Source organism: Pseudomonas sp. GD03903 (assembly GCF_029840045.1).
In the GTDB taxonomy this organism is placed as follows: Bacteria; Pseudomonadota; Gammaproteobacteria; order Pseudomonadales; family Pseudomonadaceae; genus Pseudomonas; species Pseudomonas pseudonitroreducens.
In genome coordinates, this window is record NZ_JAOCBT010000010.1 from 192,236 (window position 1) to 213,136 (window position 20,901).

At 59.8% G+C, this 20,901-nt stretch carries 17 protein-coding genes and 1 tRNA gene; 9 read left to right on the forward strand and 9 right to left on the reverse strand.

Annotated elements, in window-relative coordinates:
* The first annotated feature begins 149 nt into the window (after positions 1–149).
* Positions 150–1,142 carry a catabolite repressor/activator gene (gene cra / locus N5C91_RS18100; RefSeq protein ID WP_236175590.1) on the forward strand — a complete coding sequence of 331 codons (993 nt, stop codon included), beginning with the start codon at positions 150–152 and terminating at the stop codon, positions 1,140–1,142.
* Positions 1,143–1,146: 4 nt separating this feature from the next.
* Positions 1,147–1,926, forward strand: a complete 780-nt coding sequence (locus tag N5C91_RS18105; protein WP_279831006.1) for a TatD family hydrolase — start codon at positions 1,147–1,149, stop codon at positions 1,924–1,926.
* Positions 1,927–2,153: 227 nt separating this feature from the next.
* On the opposite strand, the gene N5C91_RS18110 is transcribed toward N5C91_RS18105, so the two are convergent.
* The 4 genes from N5C91_RS18110 to N5C91_RS18125 all read right to left on the reverse strand — a co-directional run bounded on the left by N5C91_RS18110 (position 2,154) and on the right by N5C91_RS18125 (position 8,180).
* Entirely contained in the window at positions 2,154–4,184 is a 2,031-nt protein-coding gene (locus N5C91_RS18110; protein ID WP_279831008.1) for a methyl-accepting chemotaxis protein, read from the reverse strand.
* 226 nt (positions 4,185–4,410) lie between these two features.
* A complete protein-coding gene (gene ampE, locus N5C91_RS18115) occupies positions 4,411–5,253 on the reverse strand; it encodes a regulatory signaling modulator protein AmpE (RefSeq protein ID WP_279831010.1) in 843 nt (280 codons plus the stop codon).
* On the reverse strand, positions 5,250–5,816 hold the full coding sequence (ampD, locus tag N5C91_RS18120; RefSeq protein ID WP_279831012.1) for a 1,6-anhydro-N-acetylmuramyl-L-alanine amidase AmpD: 567 nt from the start codon (positions 5,814–5,816) through the stop codon (positions 5,250–5,252). The genes ampE and ampD overlap by 4 nt, the downstream gene beginning before the upstream one ends.
* A 75-nt stretch (positions 5,817–5,891) precedes the next feature.
* Complete coding sequence (locus N5C91_RS18125; protein WP_279831013.1) at positions 5,892–8,180, reverse strand: DUF1631 domain-containing protein; 2,289 nt, start codon at positions 8,178–8,180, stop codon at positions 5,892–5,894.
* A 278-nt stretch (positions 8,181–8,458) separates the two neighbouring features.
* Between N5C91_RS18125 and nadC the strand changes: the two genes are divergently transcribed.
* Together nadC and galE are read left to right on the forward strand one after the other, a co-directional pair.
* Entirely contained in the window at positions 8,459–9,307 is an 849-nt protein-coding gene (gene nadC / locus N5C91_RS18130; RefSeq protein ID WP_279831015.1) for a carboxylating nicotinate-nucleotide diphosphorylase, read from the forward strand.
* Between the two features lie 126 nt (positions 9,308–9,433).
* Positions 9,434–10,450 (forward strand): UDP-glucose 4-epimerase GalE, encoded by a 1,017-nt coding sequence (gene galE / locus N5C91_RS18135; protein ID WP_279831016.1) that lies wholly within the window; start codon positions 9,434–9,436, stop codon positions 10,448–10,450.
* 58 nt (positions 10,451–10,508) lie between these two features.
* Here the strand turns inward: galE and N5C91_RS18140 are convergent.
* A tRNA-Thr gene (locus N5C91_RS18140) sits at positions 10,509–10,584 on the reverse strand.
* A 180-nt stretch (positions 10,585–10,764) separates the two neighbouring features.
* Here N5C91_RS18140 and N5C91_RS18145 point away from each other — a divergent pair.
* Genes N5C91_RS18145 through N5C91_RS18155 form a run of 3 tightly spaced genes read left to right on the forward strand, consistent with a single transcriptional unit; the run spans position 10,765 to position 12,676 of the window.
* Positions 10,765–11,697 carry a glycosyltransferase family 2 protein gene (locus N5C91_RS18145; RefSeq protein ID WP_279831017.1) on the forward strand — a complete coding sequence of 311 codons (933 nt, stop codon included), beginning with the start codon at positions 10,765–10,767 and terminating at the stop codon, positions 11,695–11,697.
* Between the two features lie 10 nt (positions 11,698–11,707).
* Entirely contained in the window at positions 11,708–12,271 is a 564-nt protein-coding gene (locus N5C91_RS18150) for an acyltransferase (RefSeq protein ID WP_279831019.1), read from the forward strand.
* Between the two features lie 21 nt (positions 12,272–12,292).
* On the forward strand, positions 12,293–12,676 hold the full coding sequence (locus N5C91_RS18155) for a GtrA family protein (RefSeq protein WP_279831020.1): 384 nt from the start codon (positions 12,293–12,295) through the stop codon (positions 12,674–12,676).
* Here the strand turns inward: N5C91_RS18155 and N5C91_RS18160 are convergent.
* The 4 genes from N5C91_RS18160 to N5C91_RS18175 form a co-directional block, all read right to left on the reverse strand.
* A complete protein-coding gene (locus N5C91_RS18160) occupies positions 12,673–14,148 on the reverse strand; it encodes a hypothetical protein (RefSeq protein ID WP_279831023.1) in 1,476 nt (491 codons plus the stop codon). The genes N5C91_RS18155 and N5C91_RS18160 overlap by 4 nt on opposite strands.
* Positions 14,149–14,172: 24 nt before the next feature.
* Positions 14,173–15,321 (reverse strand): dTDP-4-amino-4,6-dideoxygalactose transaminase, encoded by a 1,149-nt coding sequence (gene rffA, locus N5C91_RS18165; RefSeq protein ID WP_279831024.1) that lies wholly within the window; start codon positions 15,319–15,321, stop codon positions 14,173–14,175.
* Positions 15,322–15,356: 35 nt separating this feature from the next.
* On the reverse strand, positions 15,357–17,237 hold the full coding sequence (locus N5C91_RS18170; protein WP_279831025.1) for a hypothetical protein: 1,881 nt from the start codon (positions 17,235–17,237) through the stop codon (positions 15,357–15,359).
* Positions 17,238–17,322: 85 nt separating this feature from the next.
* Positions 17,323–17,748: a pilin gene (locus N5C91_RS18175; RefSeq protein WP_279831027.1), complete on the reverse strand. Its 426-nt coding sequence runs from the start codon at positions 17,746–17,748 to the stop codon at positions 17,323–17,325.
* A 226-nt stretch (positions 17,749–17,974) separates the two neighbouring features.
* Between N5C91_RS18175 and pilB the strand changes: the two genes are divergently transcribed.
* Positions 17,975–19,678: a type IV-A pilus assembly ATPase PilB gene (pilB, locus tag N5C91_RS18180; RefSeq protein ID WP_279831028.1), complete on the forward strand. Its 1,704-nt coding sequence runs from the start codon at positions 17,975–17,977 to the stop codon at positions 19,676–19,678.
* Between the two features lie 3 nt (positions 19,679–19,681).
* Positions 19,682–20,899, forward strand: a complete 1,218-nt coding sequence (locus tag N5C91_RS18185; protein WP_279831030.1) for a type II secretion system F family protein — start codon at positions 19,682–19,684, stop codon at positions 20,897–20,899.
* Positions 20,900–20,901: the final 2 nt, after the last annotated feature.

The window sequence follows — 20,901 nt, forward strand, 5'->3', positions numbered from 1 at the left end:
GTACGGTGATCAGCTTAGAGGTTGCGGCGCAGGAACAGGGTTCAGGCAATACTGCGTGCGCAATGCTGAATCGTTTCACCTATTGAGACTGGCACGTTACTCGATAATGCGTGATCCTTGAAGCCCCCAATTGTCGGCAGCATCCCGCGTTGAAACTCAGTGATATCGCCCGCCTGGCCGGTGTATCGGTCACCACCGCCAGCTATGTGATCAATGGCAAGGCCATCCAGCGCCGCATCAGCGCCGCCACGGTGGAACGCGTGCGCGCGGTGATCGAGGAACACGGCTACCACCCGGACCAGCAGGCCGCCAGCCTGCGCCGCGGGCAGACCCGGACCCTGGGCTTCGTCCTCCCGGACCTGGAAAACCCCAGCTACGCCAAGCTCGCCAAGCTGCTCGAACAAGGCGCGCGCGCACGTGGCTACCAGTTGTTGATCGCCTGCTCGGACGACGAGCCGGACACCGAGCGTCAGGTGCTCAACCTGTTCCGCGCGCGACGCTGCGACGCACTGATCGTCGCCAGTTGTCTGCCTGCAGGTGATGACAGCCACGCGCGCCTGCAAGCCGACGGCGTGCCGATCATCGCGGTGGATCGCCAGCTCGACCCGCAACGCTTCTGCTCGGTAGTCAGCGACGACCGCGACGCCAGCCAGCGCCTCACCGCCAGCCTGCTGAAACCGGCGCCGCGCAGCATCGCGCTGCTCGGCGCCAGACCGGAACTGATCATCTCCCAGGAGCGCGCCGCCGGCTTCCGCAGCGCCCTGCGCGACTACCAGGGCCAGGTGTTGATCGAGCACGGCGAGACCTTCAGCCGCCCCTGCGGCCGTCGCCTGATGGAAGAACTGCTGGCCGGCCAAGGGCAGTTGCCCGACGCGCTGATCACCACCTCCTACGTACTGCTCGAAGGCGTCTTCGATGTGCTCCAGGCGCTACCCAGCGGCTGGCCGGCGAACCTGCGCATCGCCACCTTCGGCGACACCCAGTTGCTGGACTTCGTACCATTGAAGGTCAACGCCATCTCCCAGCAGCACGCGCTGATCGCCGAGCGCGCGCTGGACCTGGCGCTGGCCGCCATCGAGCAGAACAGCTACACCCCCGGCGTACACCCGATCCCGCGCAACCTCAAACTGCGCACGGAGTAAGCCGATGCGCCTGATCGACACCCACAACCATCTCGACTGCCCGGACTTCGAGCAGGATCGTGCCGCGGTTCTGCAACGCAGCCGCGAACTGGGTGTGGAGCGACAGGTGCTGCTGGGGGTGTTCCGCGAGAACTGGGAAGACGTCTGGGCACTAGTGGAAAATGAACCGGACCTTTATGCCGCCCTGGGCCTGCACCCGATCTACCTGGCGCGACACCGACCGGAGCATCTCGCTGCGCTGCGCGAATGGCTCGAACGCCTGGTCGGCCATCCGAAGCTCTGCGCGGTGGGCGAGATCGGCCTGGACTATTACCTCGAAGACCTCGACCGCGACGGCCAGCAGGCGATCTTCGAGGAACAGCTGCGCCTCGCCATCGACTTCGAACTGCCGGTGCTGCTGCACGTGCGCCGCGCCCATGCGGCAATGATTGCCACGCTCAAACGCTATAAGCCCAAACGCCAGGGAATCATCCACGCCTTCGCCGGCAGCCGCGAAGAAGCCCGCGAATACCTCAAGCTGGGCTTCCGCCTGGGCCTGGGTGGCGCGCCGACCTGGCCGCAGGCCAATCGCCTGCGCAAGGTGGTGCCGGAGATTCCGCTGGAGTCCATCGTGCTGGAGACCGACTCGCCGGACATGGCGCCGTCGATGTACCCCGGCGTGCGCAACAGCCCGGAGCATCTGCCGGATATCTGCGTGGCACTGGCGGAGTTGAAGGGCATCAGCGCAGAGGATCTGGCCAACGCCAGCACACGCAACGCAATGGAGTTGTTCGGCTGGCGCTGAACCGCCCTACTTGTAAGAGCAAGCTTGCTCGCGAACCGCCCAACAATGAAGTGACCGGCTGACTCCGTTCGCGAGCAAGCTCGCTGCTACAGAAAGCCGCATGTCGAATTCACCGACAAACCGATGCCCGTGAGATGGGGTGCATCCGTGCGACCCACGGACATCGGTCTGCTGGCGAAAACCCTGTCACGAGACGGGCCACCGGGCCCGTCCCGAATCCTTGCAGATCAGACGCGGAACGCGCCGATCAGTCGCTTGAGCTCCACCACCTGCCCGGCCAGTTCGCGGCTGGCGCGCTCGGTCTCGCTGGCGCCTTCGGAGGTGCGCTCGCCGGCCTGGTTGATCTCGACGATGTTCTGATCGATGTCGTGGGCCACAGCCGTCTGCTGCTCGGCCGCGGCGGCGATCTGCTGGTTCTGGTCGACGATGGCGCCGACCGCGCTGAGGATATTCTCCAGCGCCTGCTGCACCTGGGCCGACTGGCTGACGGTGCCGTCGGCGGTCTGGTGGCTGCTGCCCATCGCCTTCACGGCGGCGCCCACGCCGTTCTGCAGGCGCGCGATCATCTGCTCGATCTCTTCGGTGGACTGCTGGGTGCGCTTGGCCAGGGTGCGCACTTCGTCGGCGACCACGGCGAAGCCCCTGCCCTGCTCGCCGGCGCGCGCGGCCTCGATGGCGGCGTTGAGCGCCAGCAGGTTGGTCTGTTCGGCGATGCCCTTGATCACGTCCAGCACGCGGCTGATGGAGGCGCTGTCGGCGGCCAGCTGGTTGATCACTGCCACCGATTCGTCGATCTCCCCCGCCAGGCGCTGGATGCTGCCCACCTGGGACTCCACCAGAGCACGGCCGCTGGTGGTTTCCTGATTCACGTTGTGCGCGCTACCCACCGCCACGGCAGCGCTGCGCGCGACTTCCTGGGCGGTTGCGGCCATCTGGTTCATCGCCGTGGCGACCTGTTCGATCTGGTTGCGCTGGCCAGCCACCGCCTGATTGCTTTCGGCGGACACCGACTCCACGCGCACGGTCTGCCGCTCCACTTCACTGACGGTGCGGCCGACCTGCTCGATCAGGTCGTGGATCTTCGACACGGTCTGGTTGAAGGCATCGCCCAGTTCGCCCAGTTCGTCGCGGCTCTGGGCCTGGAAGTTGACGGTCATGTCGCCGGAAGCGACGCGTTCCATCATCTTGCCCAGGCTCTTCAGGGTGGTGCGGGTGGAGACGTAGAAGCCACCGTAGAGGTAGACGATGGAGACGAACACCACCAGCAGCGCGACAACCAGCAGCAGCATCTGCCGCTGCTTGCTGGCCAGGCGCGCCTGCAGCGCACCATCGACGTACTGCAGCACCTGGTCGTCGAGGCGGTAGGTCTGCTCGATCGCCTTGCTGACCTGCTCGTAGAACTCCGGCCACGGCGTGTCGAGGGTGTCGGCCATGACGACCTTGTCCTCGAACAGCTTGCCCATGCTCTTGATGGTTTCACGGCTGGCCTGGGCATCCGCAGACAACGCGCTCTGCGCCGCCGTGCTGGCACCCAGGGCGTCCTGCAGCTTGAGGCCGTACTCGGCGTGGAGCTTTTCCAGTTCCTGCAGCAGGTCATCCAGCTTGCTGCTGGTGGAGGAATTGAGGAACCCCTGCCCCAGCGCCCCGGCCCCCATGGTGCGGCCCTGGCTGAGGGTCTCGGTGACTTGCGGAGTGCCGGAGGTGATCAGTTCGGCAAGCTGACGCAGGTCGCGGGCGTCATCCTGGCTCAGGCCAGCCTGGGACACCAGCAGTTTGTTGAACACCTGTACTTCGCTGAGCAGGCGCGACGCCATGGCCGACTTGCTCTGCAGCGAGCCTTCGGCGTCGACGCCCTTCAGGCTGGCCAGCAGCTCATCGCGCTTGGCGTTGAACTCGGTGATCTGCTCGGCATCCTGGGTGACCGGTTGCAGGGCGCTGATCTGCGCCTGCAGGTCCTTGTGCAACTGGCTGATGCGCGCGTCGAGGCCGGCGGTCTTGCTGGACTGGCCGAGAATCCCGTTGATCTGCAACAGATCGTTGTAGGACTCCAGGTGGCGGCGCACCTGCAGACCGTTGCCGATCAACTGGAGGCTCTCCAGTTCGGCGCGGGTACTGACGAACTGCCCGTAGGAGTCGCGCACCAGGTAGAAGTTGGTAATCAGCATCGGCAGGAAAAACAGCACACTGATCAGGCTGAACTTCATGCCGAAGCTCAGACGGTTCATCAGCGCGATGGCCGGATAGAGCACGGTCCTCACGAAAGACGTCTCCTGTTCCCGTTATTGTTATGTCGCTTGTCGGGGATGGTGCGGCGCGCCCCTGGACGGGTTGTCGCCACGTGCGCTCGGCAGCGCGGCCACTGTCATGCAGCGGCCGTCATCTCGCGCTCTGGAATCGATGTGTACCTGATATCGGCGGGGAGTTCTGTAACTTAAGGTTAAAATGCCATCATCGGACCGGCGGCAGCCGGCCCGACTCGCGGGATCAGAGCAGCAATGTCCAGATGGCGAAGGCCGCGTACCAGAGCACCGCAGAGCGCACCAGCAACTGCCAGAGCGCATCCAGGCTGGCGACGCCCTTGGCACCCAGGCCGCCCTCGTTGAAGTCTTCGGCCACGTAGCCGGCACGCGCCAGCAGACGAGCGGCAGGCACGTCCCAGGCCAGCAGGTCGTGCAGCAGGGTGCGGGTCACCGCGACGAAGTTGCCGACCAGGGCAAAACTCAGCACCAGTGCCCGTGCTGGCAGCCAGTCGAAGGCATGGCGCAACTGTGCGGCGCGCTCGCGCAGCACCGGCTGGCGCCCCTGTTCGGCGGCAATGGCGAGCAGCCGATAGGCCAGTGCAGCCACCGGGCCGAGCAGCGCGTACCAGAAGATCACTGCAAAGAAGGCCTGGTAGGCCTCCCAGACCAACGTGCCCTGCACCACGGCGAACAGATCGTCGTCACCATCGGCCTGGACCTGCACACCCAGGTCACGCTCGGCGACGTGGTAGGCAGCCTGGGCATCTTCACGGCGCCAGGCATCGCGGAACGGCCCGATGGCACGCAGCACATCGCCGCGCCCCAGGCTCCAGACCACCACCAGCAGCTGTACCGGGAGCGCCAGCAGGCCGTAGGCCACCGGCTCGAGGACAGTCAGCAGCAGCGCCAGCAACAGCAGCGGCGGCAGGATCGCCACCAGCAGGCCGAGCCAGGCCTGCGCCAGCAGCGACTTGACGCCACCCACGGTATCCAGCCAGCCGAGCCACCAGCCGTCACGCTGCACCCGCGCACGCCAGTTGGAAAACTTCTCGACCAGCAGCACCAGCAACAGCACCAGGAAACTCATGTCGACTCCTTCTTCGCACCGATATCCGCCAGGAAGCGCGCCCAGTCGAACGCCTCGCCGGGGTCGGTCTTGCGCTCCGGCGCGATGTCGCAATGCCCCTGGATGCGTTCTGCAGTGATCGCGGGGTAAACCTTGCGCAGCTGCCGTGTCAGCTCGGCCAGCACTTCGTACTGGCGGTCACTGTAGGGCTCGATGTCGGTGCCTTCCAGTTCGATGCCGATGGAGAAATCGTTGCAGTTCTCCCGCCCGTCAAAGGTCGACACGCCGGCATGCCAGGCGCGCGAGTTGCAGGAAACGAACTGGAACAGCGAGCCGTCGCGTTCGATGAGGAAATGCGCGGAGACCGTCAGGCTGCAGATGCTGGCAAAGTACGGATGCTCATCGGCGTCCAGGCGGTTCTGGAAGAATTCCTGCACCTTGCAGGTGCCGAACTGGCCGGGCGGCAGGCTGATGTTGTGGATGACCAGCAACGAGACTTCCTCGCCTTCGGGGCGGGCGTTGAAGTTCGGCGAGGGGCAATGCTGGGCTTCGCGGCACCAGCCGGATTCGGGGTCGATCTGCATGGAGACTCCTTGGCAGAGCCCCACTCTAAAGCAGGCGACGGGGGAAATGCACTCGCTGGCGCGGGGCCAGCGGGCTCAGGCGTTCTTCAGACGGCGCAGGTTACCGATCACGGACTCCAGGGCACGGTCGAACAGCAGCGCATCGTCGAGCAGGCGCACGGCGTTGCGGCGGAACTCGACGGCCAGGCTCATGCGGGTCTTCTCCAGCACCTTCATGCCGGTGCGGTTGACGAAGATGTAGCGACCGCTCGGGCGAATCACCGCCGCCAGCTTGCAACGCAGCTTGTGCTCTTCGTCTTCCTGGATCTCCACCCAACTGCCGACACGCAGGTCATCGACCTTGCGCAGCGACTCGTCGTCATCGGCGAAGGCTTCTTCGGGCTCCACCGCACGTGCAGGCTCCGGCGAAGCGAGGACGATCTCCTCCACGACCGCGACCATGGCCGGCTGCGCCGCAGCGGGTGCGATGGCTGCCGGCGCATCCAGCGGATCATCGAGCAACGGCAGGTCGTCGTCGAGGTCGAGCAGCGGTGCTTCCTCGACCTGCTTGTAGCGCTGGAAGGCCTGCACATGCAGCCCTTCCAGGCGGCTGAAGAATTCGCCGGTGGAGAACGGATCGAAGGCGGCCGATGCCAGGCCTTCACGCAGCGACTTGAGCAACTGCGGCACCATCTCCAGCAGGCGCAGACGGGAGTCCGGATCCTCGTGGGGCTCCACGCTCCAGATCAGGTCGTCCATGGTTGCCAGGGCGGCTTCCCACTCAGCGGAATGGGTGCCGTGTTTCAGGCAGGTCAACAACAGGACCTGACTCCAGGCCTCCTGCAGCAGGCGTACCACCACCTCGGGCAGGGTGCGACCCAGCAGGCGCTCGTTAAGCACCCCTTCCACATCCTGGCGAGCCAGTTCGGCGCGAGCACGGCCTTCCTCGGCATCACGGGTGCGCTGCTCCAGCAGGTCGCTGCGGCGGCGCTCGTCGCCGGTAAAGGAGATGAACTCGTCGAGCAGCTCGGAAAAGATCGCCGGGTCGTCGACGAAGTCGTTCAGCAGGCGCATCACCACCTGCTCGATCTTCTGGTACAGGTGGTCGCGCTGGCCGTCCGACTGCTCGGCCCAGCCCAGGGCGGCCGAAGCGATCTCGTTGAGCAGGCGACGCGCCGGGTGACTGCCCCGGCTGAAGAAGTTCTTGTCGAGCACCGCAACCTTGAGCATCGGAATCTGCATGCGGCCGATCAGGGCCTTGAGCGAATCCGGCAGGGTGCGGTCGTCGAGGATGAATTCGAAGAGCATGGAGACGAGGTTGATGACGTCCTCGTCCACCTGGCCGACCACACGGGAACGGCCGCTCTTGCTGCTGACGCGGGTCAGCAGGTGGTCCAGGTGCTGGCGCACATCGATCTCATCGATGCTCTGCGCCGGCAGGTGCGACTGCAGGTGGGACAGCAGGCGCATCAGGTCGTTGCTGGAAATCGGCACCGCGTCGGCCGGCATCGGACGTGCCGGGGATGCGCTGCCACGCACTTGCGAGAGCAGGTCGCGCAGGGCGGCGAAGGCGGCCTGGCTGTCGGCGTCCATTTGCTGGCCGGCAGCCTGCTCGCCTGCTTCGGCGGCAGCGGCGGGCGCTGCGCCCTGAGTGCTGGGCACGGTACGTTGCGGCGGGCGACGCAGCGGCACGGATTTCAGCTCGGGCAGCACGCCCAGGGCGATCAGCGTCTGGTTGGCTTCCGCGTAGAGGTGCTCGGCATCGGCCAGCACGTACTTCTCGAAGAGCTTGAGGATGATCAGCTTGACCTTGATCTCCACGCCCAGGCCGCGGCAGGCCTCGAGGAAGGCCTCGCAGAGCTGGCGCGGACCGAGCGGGTTGCTCTTGTCCTCGACCTTCTTGCTGACCAGGGTGTTGAAGCGGGTGGTGAGGTGCGTGAGAGCGACGCCGTCGCGGCTCATCACCTTGGCGACCATGGCGTCGAGGGCGACGGACTCTTCCAGTTCGTCGTTCTGCACCAGGGTGAGATTCTCGTAGGAAACCGTATCCAGCACCGGCGCACGGCCGATTTCATACTGGTTCAGGTTGGCGAAATTCTCGAAAACCTTCTGCAGGAAGCCACGCTCGATCCCCTTGCGCTTGAGGCGCAGGTCGCGCATGGCTTCGAAATAGGCACTCTGTTCGGCGTTGTTGGCGGCGCGATCGGCCATCTCGAACAGGGTGTCGTCGGCATTGTCGAACAGGGCCTGCATGGCGTGACGCAACTGAACGGCGACCTTATCGCGGACAACGACGAGCCCCGCCGGAACGCGTCCAGCGAAGGAAGTCTGCGAGGGTTCCGTGGCCGGCTTGTTCAGCGGCACTACGTTCGCGTCGTTCTGCATCGCAAGTCTCCTGCCGTCAGACTCTTCTGGCGGCACCAACAGTCATCGAGGCGTCATCCGTAACGTCAAATTCGTGGCGTCAAAAAGCGGAAATCTTCAACGTCATTATAGGGAAGCTTCTTACACAACCAAGAGACATTTCACGCATTCTTGAAGAAATTCACAGTAGGAAAGCCGCCGTCCGTCAGACAAATCGAGCGGCGACGCAAAAAGATCGGAGCACTGCCCGCCAGCCGGCCTCCTCCGTATAATCGCGCCACTGCGAACAGGAGTCCTCCATGCCGAACCTCACCCTCGCCGAGCTTTCCGCGGAAATCCAGGCCAACGTCCGCGCCGCACTGGCCGAAGACATCGGCAGCGGCGACATCACCGCCCAGCTGATCCCTGCCGAGCGCGATGCCAGTGCCCGCATCATCACCCGCGAGAACGCCACCGTCGCCGGCACCGCCTGGGTCGACGAGGTCTTCCGCCAGGTTGACCCGCGCGTGCAGGTGCGATGGCAGGTCCGCGATGGCGAACAGGTCAGCGCCGACCAGACCCTGTTCACCCTGGAGGGCCCGGCCCGTGCACTGCTGACCGGCGAGCGCAGCGCACTGAACTTCCTCCAGCTACTATCCGGCACCGCCAGCCGCGCCCGCCACTATGCCAACCTGGTAGACGGCACCGGCGTGAAACTGCTCGACACCCGCAAGACCCTGCCCGGCCTGCGCCTGGCGCAGAAGTACGCGGTCACCTGCGGCGGCTGCCATAACCACCGTATCGGCCTGTTCGACGCTTTCCTGATCAAGGAAAACCACATCGCCGCCTGCGGCGGGATCGCCCAGGCCATCGCAACGGCCCACCGTATCGCCCCGGGCAAGCCGGTAGAGATCGAAGTGGAAGACCTCGCCGAGCTGCGTCAGGCCCTCGACGCGGGCGCCGATATCATCATGCTCGACGAGCTGAGCCAGGACGACATGCGCACCGCCGTCGCGCTCACCGCCGGCCGCGCCAAGCTCGAGGCCTCCGGCGGCATCACCGAAAGCACCCTGCGCAGCATTGCCGAGACCGGCGTGGACTACATCTCCATCGGCACCCTGACCAAGGACATCAAGGCCCTGGACCTGTCGATGCGTCTGAGCCTGTAGGTTTTCGTACGACTTTCCAGACCTGCCGAAACGGTCACGTCGCCCTCGATAGTGCCGACTCACGAGCCTCTGACATACTCAGACGCTCACGAATCGGCGAACAGCGAAGGGAGCAAGAGCGCGATCATGACCAAAAGGATTCTGCTGACCGGGGGCTGTGGCTACATCGGCTCCCATATCTGCCTGGAGCTGATCGAGCAGGGCTTCCACCCGATTGTCCTCGACAATCTCAGCAACAGCTCGCCTATCCCGCTGCAGCGCATCGGCGAGCTGGCCGGCCAGGACATTCCGTTCATAGAAGGCGATGTCCGTGACGAGGCCGTACTCGACCGCCTGTTCCGCGAGCACCCGATCGCCGCCACCATTCACCTCGCGGGCCTGAAGTCCGTCGCCGAATCGGTGGCCGATCCGATCGCCTACTACCAGACCAACTTCACCGGCACCGTCACCCTCTGCCAGGTCATGCAGCGCCATGGAGTGAAGCGCTTCATCTATAGCTCCTCGGCGACGGTCTACGGCCTGGCTGCCGAAAGCCCGATCCGCGAAGACGCCCCCACCGGCCCCGCCAGCCCCTATGGCCAGTCCAAGCTGATGGCGGAAATCGCCCTGCGCGATATCGCCAACGCCGATCCCGACTGGAAAATGGCCATCCTGCGCTACTTCAACCCGGTCGGCGCCCACACCAGCGGCCGCATCGGCGAAGACCCCAACGGCATCCCCAACAACCTGATGCCCTATGTGTCCCAGGTCGCCACCGGCAAGCAGCCCTTCATCCGCGTATTCGGCAACGACTACCCCACTCCCGATGGCACCGGCGTGCGCGACTACCTGCACGTCGCCGACCTGGCCAGCGCACACCTCAGCGCCCTGCGCTGGCTGGACGGCGCCAGCGGCGCAAAGACCTTCAACATCGGCACCGGCCGCGGCTACAGCGTGCTGGAAATCATCCGCGCCTATGAAAAAGCCTGCGGCCGCGAACTACCGTTCCAGTTCCTGCCCCGCCGCGACGGCGACATCGCCAGCTACCACGCCGACCCTGCCCTGGCAGGCAACGAACTGCGCTGGAGTGCCACCCGCGATATCGAAGACATGTGCCGCGACGCCTGGAACTGGCAGAGCCGGAACCCCAACGGCTACGCCTGACTTTTCAGCCGCCGGAAAACAAAAAGCCCCGCTCGAAAGCGGGGCTTTTTGCTGAAGATGGTGCCGGTAAGAGGAATCGAACCCCCGACCTTCTCATTACGAATGAGCTGCTCTACCGACTGAGCTACACCGGCGCGGTGGCGCGAAAGATAGCACCCGGCCGGAAGGCCATTCAATACCCGCGCGAAATGACCACAATCTCCCGCCAATCAATGGCATGAGGAAGGTGCCGGCTGATCTTTTTGTGTAATCATCTTGCGATTTTCCAGATACATCCGGATAGGATTCGTCAGAATTTCCCAGAGCGCTTGTGCATGAAACTTTCCATCGTTGCCACGATGTATCAGTCCGCCCCTCATTTACTCGAGTTTCACCACCGCGCCAGTGAAGCTGCACGTCAACTGGTCGGGGATGAATATGAAATCGTACTGGTCAACGACGGATCGCCTGATGAAAGCTTGAGAATCGCACGCGAGCTGGTAGCACGTGACGTTCATGTCGTCGTAGTCGACCTCTCTCGAAACTTCGGCCACCACAAAGCGATGATGACCGGACTGGCGCACGCACGGGGCGAGCGAATCTTCTTGATCGATAGCGATCTTGAAGAGGCGCCGGAGTGGCTCTCGACTTTCGCCGAAATCATGGCGGAAAAACGATGCGATGTTGTTTACGGTGTACAGGAAACTCGCAAGGGCGGCTGGTTTGAACGCATTAGTGGACGCCTCTTCTACTGGCTGCTCAATCGCCTGAGTGGCGACGCACTGCCGCAGAATGTCGTGACTGCACGGCTGATGAGCCGCCGCTACGTCAATGCGCTGCTGCAACACAGGGAAAGGGAGGTATTCATTGTCGGCCTCTGGCACCTTACCGGCTTCGACCAGGTAGCCGAAGTCGTCGGCAAGAAAAGCAGCAGCCAGACCAGTTACACGCTGAGGAAAAAACTATCCCTGATGGTGAATGCCATCACCTCATTCAGCAACGCACCCTTGGTCTGGGTATTCAATATCGGCGCCATGATCTCCTCTGCTGCTCTGCTTTATACCCTTTATCTGATCGTCAACTGGTTGTTCTTCACAACACCACTACTGGGCTGGACCTCTGTCATGGCATCCATCTGGCTGGTAGGCGGCATGATCATTTGCTTCATCGGTGTCGTTGGCATCTATCTTTCAAAGATATTCAGCGAAATCAAGCAGCGCCCCTACACCATCGTCAGGGACATCCATCGGCACGAGCCAGAATCCTGAGGAAATCCAGATGGCATTTTATTCCGATGAAGAAATGGCAAACCTCGGCTTCAAAAGCCTGGGCAGGAACGTTCGGCTCAGCAAGCTTGCCAGCATTTACAACCATGACCAGATAGAGATTGGCGATCATTCCAGGATCGATGATTTCTGCGTCCTTTCAGGCAAGGTCAGTATCGGGCGCAACGTACACATCGCCGTATTCTGCAATCTCGCCGGCGGTGAATTGGGAATTACCATGGAAGACTTCTCCGGTCTCGCCTACGGCTGCAACGTTTTCACACAGAGCGATGATTATTCCGGTCGAACGCTGACCAACCCGACGGTACCGGATCAGTACAAGAAGGAAATCAAGGCAGCAATCACGATCGGGCGCCACTCCATCGTCGGCACTCAGTCGATTATTTTTCCTGGAGTACACCTGGCCGAAGGCACCTCCGTAGGCGCCATGACCATGATGACGCGAAGCTCCGAAGCCTGGTCCGTGTACTTCGGCTGTCCTGGGCGGAAGCTGAAGGATCGCAAGCGCGACCTTCTGGAACTGGAAGCCGCGTACTTGTCTTCGCCACATGCCTGAAGAGGGCGGCTAGTTCGCCGAATGAGCATTTCCCGACAGTTCACGACATATTTGGCAGTTGGCCTACTGACTAACCTCACCGGCTACATTGCCTATCTGCTGATTACCCACTGGGGCGTCAGGCCTGAAATGGCGGTGACGTTGATCTATGCCGTTTGCGCCACGGCAGCCTTCATCGGGAACAGGAGGTTCACCTTTCAGCATGGAGGCCGCCTGACTCGGGCAGGCGGCCGCTATGCCCTGGCTCAACTGGCCGGTTACCTACTCAACCTCGCACTCATCGAAGTGCTCAGCAATCGACTGGGGTTCGCACACCAACTGGTACAGGCCGGCAGCATTCCCGTCATCGCGGTATTTCTATTCCTGGTGTCGAAGTTCTACGTCTTCAACGAAAAGGCTGGCTAGCCTTTCTTGTGGCCATACAACCACCAGCCACCGCCTGACTGCATGAGCGATAGTCCGCAACGGGGGTCGTCGAAATACATCTCCCCCAGATCGATTTCAGCCTTGACCAGTACATAGCCAAACTCCTTCACATAGGGAGCGTCGCATCTGAACTGGTTTGGGAACCACTCAATGTTGGGGGGCGCCAGCGCGCCTGCCGGAGGCTGGTACACCACTGGCAAACCATAGAAGGACGCGAAGTTGAACTCCACAAACCCCTTCTTCTGTGCCCCATACCACTGTGCAAAATGCAAATAGGAAGGCGCGCTGTACCAGAGTGTCTGGGGATCGAATGCCAGATACAGAACCCGCTGTCGCTCGGGAATAGCCTTGAGTATCGGCGTGAATCCGGCCGATTCACGATCGAATTGATAGGCCTTGGCCCCTTGTATGGACAGCACCAGCGCAACCAGCAGGCCGGCGATCAAGCCACCTAATGTGCCCCCGGGCGATGCCGCCTCAGCAGCAGGCAGTTGCCGAGGCTGCAGCGCCAGCAATAGCAGCGGAAGTATGAATATCGAGAATCGCTGATAGGTGAAGTACGTCCCCATGACCCGGTTGGGCAACACAAAATAGGCCGCCACGACAATCAGAACCGGCAGCAATCGCCAGGGGCTTCTCGACAACCTGGAGCCACCCACGCCGAGACAGATCAGGGCAATGATCGCGAACCCCAGCAACTGCTCAGCACCGCCGAAGTCCACCCCAAGCAGATCGCGCATCAATTGCCCGATGCGACCCCAACCCAGATCCCAGAGGACAGGCTGCTTTGCCTGGGCAGGACCTTGCGCTGCCCAGGCCAGCCAGGCCAGCGCGAGAATACCGGATGGCAACGCCACCAGCACGGCGCGCAGCGCTCTGGAGCAGGTAAGCCAACGCACGCCATAAATGACCATGAACAGACCGTAGGCATAGGCGTGCAGGAAAAAAAGCAGAATGCTATAGGCCGCAATGGCTGCCGTCCCTTGGCGAGCACCGCTCTCGAAATAGCGCTCGATAGCATCGATCCCCAGCACCAGCGCCGAACAGGCGACCATGAAGCTGACGAAGCCCCACTGGAAGGCGAAGCCGTACAGACCGGGCACCACCAGCAATGCCAGCCAGGGAGAAAGAGCCCGCCTGCGCAAGACCACCGCGACGGCGGCGGGAATGGACAGCATCGAGACAGCAGCGACGACCTTCGCCGCCGTAACGGACGAAAGGAAGAGACTCAGCACGAACGCCGGTAGATAGAAACCGTAGTACGGCGTAAACCACTGATTCTGTACCAGCTTCTGCCAATCAGAAGCGCCAAGAATCAGTTGCCGTGCCAGTTCCAGGTTGGCGGCATGCTGGGGAAGGTCCACCAGAGGAGGGAAATCAGGCAACCAGATCGGGACTGAAATCAGAAATGCTGCAGTCAGAGCAGCCAGCCAGCCAATAGCCAATCGCATCAAGAGTTATCCAGAAATCAAGGTTCAGGCAGAGCGTCCATAGAAGTCATGGAGCACACTCAGGACGCGATCCTGATCGGCCTCGGAAAGATCGAAATAGAACGGCAAACGAATCAATGTATCGCTCACCCGTTCGGTTACAGGCAGATCACCTTCGCGCCAACCAAGCTCCTGCCCCATCGGCGAGGTGTGCAGCGGCACGTAGTGGAAAACCGCGTGAATTCGAGCTTCCCGGAACTTCTGTAGCAAGTCGCTGCGGGTTTCCGCATCGCGGGTGCGGATGTGGAACATGTGATAGTTCGAGTCACACTCCGCTGGCACGTACGGAAGCTGCAAACACTCACGCTTGGCCAAGTCTCCAAGTTGTTCGGCGTAGCGATCGTAAATAGCTCTTCTTCGCTCGGTGATCTCCTCATGACGCTCCAGCTGAGCGAAGAGATAAGCAGCAAGTATATCGGAGCTCAACGCCGAACTGCCCTGGTCGACCCAGGTATACTTGTCCACTTCACCACGGAAGAACTTGGATCGATTGGTCCCTTTCTCCCGCAGAATTTCCGCGCGCTCAACATAGGCGGGGTCGTTGACTATGAGCGCACCACCCTCGCCGCAAATGAAGTTCTTCGTCTCATGGAAACTGTACGCGCCCAACACCCCCAGCCCTCCGAGGTAACGCCCCTTATAACGAGAGCTGACTGCCTGAGCAGCATCTTCAACCAGAGGGATACCATGGCGCTTGGCAATGGCGAGCAACGTATCCATCTCACAGGCCACTCCAGCGTAATGGACAACGCAGATTGCCTTGGTTCGCGATGTAATCGCTGCCGCCACCTTGCTTTCATCAATATTCAACGTGTCGGGGCGAATATCAACGAAGATGGGCTTCGCCCCTCTCAGCACAAAAGCGTTGGCAGTGGAGACGAAGGTGTAGGACGGCAATATGACTTCATCACCCGGCTGGATATTAAGCAGCAAGGCTGCGAGCTCGAGCGCTGTGGTGCAGGACGTGGTCAACAGCGCAGTAGGTAGCTGGAAATGATCCTGGAGAAACTCTCGGCACTGGCTGGTAAACGGGCCGTCTCCCGCCGCGTGCTGATTGATCATGATGCTCTGCGCGATGTAGTAGAGCTCACGACCGACAATAGCGGGCTTATTAAATGGAATAAAATCTGCCATACCACCATCTCCATTCATAATTCGAGACCTACGCCTCACCCACCATGAGAAGAAAGGATGCTTTCTCTCTCTCGACACATCAACAGGCTAGATCGTGTCTCGCAGAACCGATTAAAGAAATCGACACGAACACCGTATGCGGACTCTCCCACAGGCTTCGAAAACTTCGAAATAGACTCTGCAAAGAGGCGATCACCTAATGCAATATCACCCTGCGCATAAGCACCAAAAGCGCGATACATAGGAATCACAGCATAGCTTGAGTCATAGAAATTCATAATATCCAAACTCTTATTCAGCTCGTCGTAATCCTCTAGATACAGATATGCCTCCGCTTTTGCACCATATACAAATCGAAGATACCAAGAACTGGCATAACCATTAACAACGATTTCAGTCTTATTAATATCAATTCCTTTACGAATGATATCTTCATGCGGCTTATACTCGCCTACCAATCCGGCATCCAGCAGAGCCAAACCTTCTTGGTAACGCTTTTTGCGAACAAGCATCTGCCCCTTCAAAGCCTTCAATCGATTAGACAAACCACTAGCGCCCTTCTCAAACTCCTCGAGCATTCGCTCAGCCTGCTCCTCTCTCTGATAGAAAAGCAAAGAAGCAACGTAGTTGAATCGCACATAATCTGACTCTGGAACCTTCTCGTACGCCCAAGCCCATAGAGACTCTTCGCTCCCCCATAACGGAGCATTCAAGTGGACATTCAAAGCACCGAGTGCAACCCAAATACAGACAAGAGCACTCACGAGCCAAGGCAAAGCTCTCTGCATCGCATCTGATAATTTTTTCGAAACAATATTCAGTTGAGTTAAAGCCAGTGCCAGGAATGCAACAGGCAATGTAAGAAATCGCTCCTGACCAATATTTCCGCTAATCAGCAATGGAGCAATATTGAGAACGGGCGCGAGGGAAATCAGGCCGCACAGTAAAATCAAAGCGACCCGACCACCTCTAAGAGCCATTAGTGCCAGCGTGCCGATGAATATCAGCAAAATCGACACCCCCATGGCACGCTGGGTCGTTGTCATGAGATTCGGATCAAATGGATGGATCGGACTCAGATCAGAAAATGGCCAGATGGCCATGTGAACATAAAACCAGATTGTTTGGCCAACAAACGCGGAACGTGCAACGATGTCCCCGCCCAATGAACTATCACTGTTATATAGCCCATCAAAAATCCAGAGCCGCATTGCCAAGTAAGAACAGAAGGCGGCCGCAAGGCAGAAAAGAACGCTACGATTCTCACTCACCCAGAGAGCGTTAAATCGCGCCCACCCCCTTTTATCGGGCGTCTGTTCCAACCAGAGCCAAATAACAACCAAGACAGGGAAGGTGATTGCCATTTCCTTGGAGCAAACTGCAAGGAGAAATACCGCTGAAACAATAATATTTCGCACAACCCCATGAAAGCAAGAAAGACTCAACAGTCCCAGCAGGACGAATGCGGTAACCAATAAATCAAATCGCCCTGACACCCAGGCTGCCGATTCAAGCAACACCGGATTACAACCGTAAAGCAAGCCAGCAAGAGTTGCCCTGAGCATCCGAGCTCGCGCACCCCGTGCTCGCCCCACTCGCCACGCAAGCAAGAAAACTAAAACACAGTTGACGAGAAAAATCCCGTAATTAATACCATGTGAGACATCCGGACGAACACCGAATATCTTGAACTCCAAAATAAATGTCAGCAAAACTACAGGGCGAAAATACGTTGTCCCGGGAAGTAGTTGTGTACTTAGAGAGACCCAGATATTTTCCGGGTTGCGCAACAGCGGGCTATCCAGAAATAGTGTTGTGTCGTCCCAAACATATCCAAGCGAGTTGATTGGCCAATATAGAAGCGCTACCCCAAGCAGGGCAAGACAGGGGACACCCCACCACCAGTATTTCTGCATTTGCTGCTAACCCTTACCAGAGACGGAAAGGCCCTCCTAAGAGGGCCTTTCATTACCATTTACGTAGTTGCGTCAATAACAGCTATCAACGGCACTCGGCAGGTACGTATTTGGTATCAGAAGTAGTGGAGCACTTCCAAGTAATGGCGTTAGTCGGGACGGTGCCTGCGCTCAACGCCGAGCCACCCGAAGACGGGGTCAGTTTCAGCACCACACTGCCCGCAGCAGCCATGTAGTTGACGGTAATTTCACCGTTAGTACCGCTGACAGAAACGCTGGAAACGTTTTTGGTCTGGGAGGGAGCGGTCCACCCAGCACTCAGCGGAGAACTGCCGTTTGCAGCGTTTTCCGCTACGGTGGTCTTGGCAGCAGAAGCCAGAACCAGGCCCTCGCTCACGCGAGCACGAATGGTGTAGTCCTGATAGGCCGGCAGAGCGATGGCGGCCAGAATGCCGATGATCGCAACAACGATCATCAATTCGATCAGAGTAAAGCCTTTTTGAGCTTTCATATTTCTCTCCAGGTTTTTAGACGAGGTCGTAGGACCTGTCTTCCGGAAAGCAGCTTCCATGCCAAACACTCAAACCGCCAAAAATCGAGCGTCAGAACAGAAATCACATACAAACAAAAACGAAATTACGCAGGAAGTGACATTTTTTGGCAGAAGCCACTTCCACATTTGGCACCCAAGAGCATCTACGATATAAGGCACACAACTCCTCGTGTGGCCACTTGCAATGAACGATCAAGTCGTACTGTCCGGGCTCGCTCGCCAACTGGTGATTGCCGAGCTGCTTGATGAGAAAAGCGCCCAACAGGCACAAACGCAGGCGCAGCGCAACAAACTGTCGCTGGTCACCTACCTCGTGCAGAACAAGCTGGTCAAGAGCAAGCCGCTGACGGAGCTGGCCGCCGACCAGTTCGGCGTGGCCTTCTGCGACCTCAGTGCCATCGATAAGGACAGCATCCCCAAGGAGCTGATCAGCGAGAAGCTGGTCCGCCAGCACCGCGTCATACCGCTCTGGCGGCGGGGCAACAAGCTTTTCGTGGGACTATCGGACCCGACCAATCACCAGGCCATCACCGACGTGCAGTTCAGCACCGGCCTGACCACGGAAGCCATTCTCGTCGAGGACGATAAGCTCGGAGACGCCATCGATAAACTCTTCGAAAGCGTGACTGGTGGCCTGGATGACCTGGGCGATGTCGACCTTGATGGCCTGGACATCGAGCAAGGCGGTGGCGAACAGAAGGAGGAGGCGATCGGCGGCGATGCCGACGACGCCCCGGTGGTTCGCTTCGTCAACAAGATGCTGTTGGACGCCATCAAGGGCGGCTCTTCCGACCTGCACTTCGAGCCCTACGAAAAAATCTACCGGGTACGCTTCCGAACCGACGGCATGCTACATGAGACGGCCAAACCGCCGATCCAGTTGGCCAGCCGAATTTCCGCGCGCCTGAAGGTCATGGCCGGCCTGGACATCTCCGAACGGCGCAAGCCGCAGGACGGGCGCATCAAGATGCGCGTGTCGAAGAGCAAGTCCATCGATTTTCGCGTCAACACGCTGCCCACCTTGTGGGGCGAAAAGATCGTGATGCGGATTCTCGACTCCGCCAGCGCGCAGATGGGCATCGATGCGCTGGGTTACGAGGAAGCGCAGAAACAACTTTACCTGGACGCGCTAAAGCAGCCGCAAGGCATGATCCTTGTGACCGGCCCCACCGGCTCGGGCAAGACCGTATCCCTCTATACCGGCCTGAACATCCTCAACACACCGGACATCAACATCTCCACGGCCGAAGACCCTGTGGAAATCAACCTGGAGGGCATCAACCAGGTCAACGTCAACCCGCGCCAAGGCATGGACTTCGCCCAGGCTCTACGGGCCTTCCTGCGCCAGGACCCTGACGTGATCATGGTGGGCGAGATTCGCGACCTGGAAACCGCCGAGATTGCCATCAAGGCCGCCCAGACCGGCCATATGGTGATGTCGACCCTGCACACCAACAGTGCCGCCGAGACGCTGACTCGCCTGCTCAACATGGGAGTTGCTTCGTTCAACCTGGCAACCTCCACTAACCTCATCATTGCTCAGCGACTGGCACGCAAACTCTGCGCACACTGCAAAAAAGAGCATGATGTCCCGCAGGAAGCGCTGCTTCACGAAGGCTTCCCGGCAGAAAAAATCGGCACCTTCAAACTCTACGCCCCGGTAGGGTGTGAAAATTGCAAGAATGGTTACAAAGGGCGTTTAGGTATTTATGAAGTGGTTAAAATCACTCCGGCCCTGCAGCGCATTATCATGGAGGAGGGCAACTCCATTCAGATCGCCGAGCAAGCCCGCAAAGAAGGCTTCAACGATCTGCGCACCTCGGGCCTGCTGAAAGCCATGCAAGGCATTACCAGCCTCGAGGAAGTCAACCGCGTGACCAAGGATTAATCCATGGCGGAAAAAGCATTGAAGAACAGTGTCTTTACCTGGGAAGGCACTGATCGCAAGGGCGGCAAGGTCAAAGGGGAGCTCTCCGGGGTCAACACTGCGCTGATCAAGGCCCAGTTGCGTAAGCAGGGGATAAACCCGATCAAGGTGCGCAAGAAGGGCATCTCCCTGCTGGGCGCCGGCAAGAAGATCAAGCCCATGGACATCGCGCTCTTCACCCGGCAAATGGCGACCATGATGGGCTCTGGCGTTCCGTTGCTGCAGTCTTTCGACATCATTGGCGAAGGCTTCGATAACCCGAACATGCGCAAACTGGTAGATGAGATCAAACAGGAGGTTGCCGCAGGTAACAGCCTGGCCAACTCGCTGCGCAAGAAGCCTATGTATTTCGATGACCTGTACTGCAACCTTGTCGATGCCGGTGAACAATCCGGTGCCCTGGAAACGTTGCTGGACCGGGTCGCCACCTACAAGGAAAAAACCGAATCGCTCAAGGCCAAGATCAAGAAAGCCATGACCTACCCAATTGCGGTAGTCGTCGTGGCGGTGATCGTTTCGTCCATTCTGTTGATCAAGGTGGTTCCGCAGTTCCAAAGCGTTTTCTCCAGTTTCGGAGCAGAACTTCCAGCCTTTACGCAAATGGTAATCGCTCTTTCTGAAGTTCTTCAGGCCTGGTGGTTTGTCTTCCTGATAGGAATATTCGTCATTGCATTCGTTCTGCGAGAAGTCCACCGCCGCTCGGAAAAATTCAGGGACGGGACAGACCGCACCATCCTCAAACTGCCGATCGTCGGCGATATCCTGTACAAGTCCGCCGTAGCGCGTTACGCCCGGACGCTGTCAACAACCTTTGCTGCCGGCGTTCCACTGGTCGAGGCGCTTGACTCGGTTTCCGGCGCAACCGGCAACGTGGTGTTCCGCAACGCAGTGAACAAGATCAAGCAGGACGTCTCCTCAGGCACGCAGCTCAACTTCTCGATGCGCACGACTGGTGTGTTCCCGAGCATGGCCATCCAGATGGCATCGATCGGTGAAGAGTCGGGCTCGCTGGACGCCATGCTCGATAAAGTGGCCAGCTATTACGAGGAAGAGGTCGATAATGCCGTCGACAATCTGACCACCCTTATGGAGCCTATGATCATGGCTGTCCTGGGCGTTCTGGTCGGAGGCCTGATCATCGCCATGTACCTGCCGATCTTCCAACTGGGCGCTGTCGTCTAATC